The sequence below is a fragment of the uncultured Campylobacter sp. genome (genome assembly GCF_938031315.1).
GTDB lineage: Bacteria > Campylobacterota > Campylobacteria > Campylobacterales > Campylobacteraceae > Campylobacter_B.
The window spans coordinates 1-1,177 of record NZ_CALHHT010000243.1 but is presented as its reverse complement, the minus strand read 5'-3'; the positions used below and the strand labels follow the sequence as shown (position 1 = coordinate 1,177).

Here is a 1,177-nt window from a genome sequence, read left to right as displayed (position 1 = left end):
ATTGCGAGTCGTTTTTTGCGGTATCGTCGTTTTTCGACGCATTTTTTTGGACCGTGGGCCTGATATTTTTTTTCGTGATTTTTCTCGGCTTTTCCTTTGGCAAAATTTTAGGTTTTTGCACCGCTTCGATCGGCGAGTCGATATTTTGTATCGGCGAAATTTCGGGCTCGTCCGTCTGTATGTGCGGCTCAGGCTCGGCGCTGTTTGCTTTGACGGAGTTTATTGCCGCTTCTTTGAAGTCGCCGATAGGCAGATCCGAAACTATCATAATAGATTCAAATTTATCGCCTTTTATCGGATAGTCGAATCCGCCGAAATTTTGCTCTAGGCTGATGATATTTCGATTTGCAAGTAAATAACCCAAGGCGAAAATATGACAAGCCAGAATCGTCAAAAAGGATATAAGCCAACATCGACGCGAGATTATTATCATTGTTCGACCTTGCTGCAAAGGGCTATTTTTGAGTAGCCTGCTTTTTTTATGCGCTCGATCGTCCCGATTAAAATTTCATAGGGTACGGATTTATCTACGTGAAGATATACGACGTTTTCGCGATCGCCGCCCGTTTTTTGATCGAGTACGGCCGCTAAATTTTCGCTACCTACAAGCTCGGTGCCGAAATATATTTCGTTGTGCTCGTTGATACTCAGGATGATCGGTTTATTTATGTCTTGCTTTTGATCGCTTACGGCTTTAGGGAGCTCCACTTTTACCGAACTGGTAACGATGGGCGTGACTACCATAAAGATGATTAAAAGCACGAGCATAACGTCTATAAACGGCGTCACGTTTATCTCGCTGAGCTCTTCGTTTTGATTACGCAGCATCGCATTGCCTATCAAATATCAAATAAATTCTTGAGCTCAATGCGTCGATTTTGACGTTAAAATTTAATCCCGCTCTTACAAAATAGTTATAAATTAATACCGCAGGAATCGCCGCGGATAAGCCGAGCGCGGTTGCGAATAGCGCTTCTGCGATGCCGGGAGCTACGACGCTGAGGCTGGCATTATTCGAGTTTGCGATATTTATGAAACTATTCATAATGCCCCAAACCGTGCCGAATAATCCGATAAACGGCGCGGACGAGCCGATGCTCGCCAGGATGCCCGTATAGCCTTTTGCGAGGTGGATCAAATTTACATTTTTCAGCTCCAGTCGCTCTTTTACGCGGTT

At 44.4% G+C, this 1,177-nt stretch carries 3 protein-coding genes; all 3 read right to left on the bottom strand.

Annotated features, from left to right (window positions below):
- The coding region (locus Q0236_RS06210) for a hypothetical protein (RefSeq protein ID WP_297916109.1) at nt 1-433 on the bottom strand (433 nt) is incomplete at its 3' end.
- On the bottom strand, nt 430-828 hold the full coding sequence (locus tag Q0236_RS06205; RefSeq protein WP_297916107.1) for a biopolymer transporter ExbD: 399 nt from the start codon (nt 826-828) through the stop codon (nt 430-432). The genes Q0236_RS06205 and Q0236_RS06210, both read right to left, overlap by 4 nt.
- On the bottom strand, nt 818-1,177 hold a 360-nt coding region (locus Q0236_RS06200), incomplete at its 5' end, for a MotA/TolQ/ExbB proton channel family protein (RefSeq protein ID WP_297916105.1). The genes Q0236_RS06205 and Q0236_RS06200, both read right to left, overlap by 11 nt.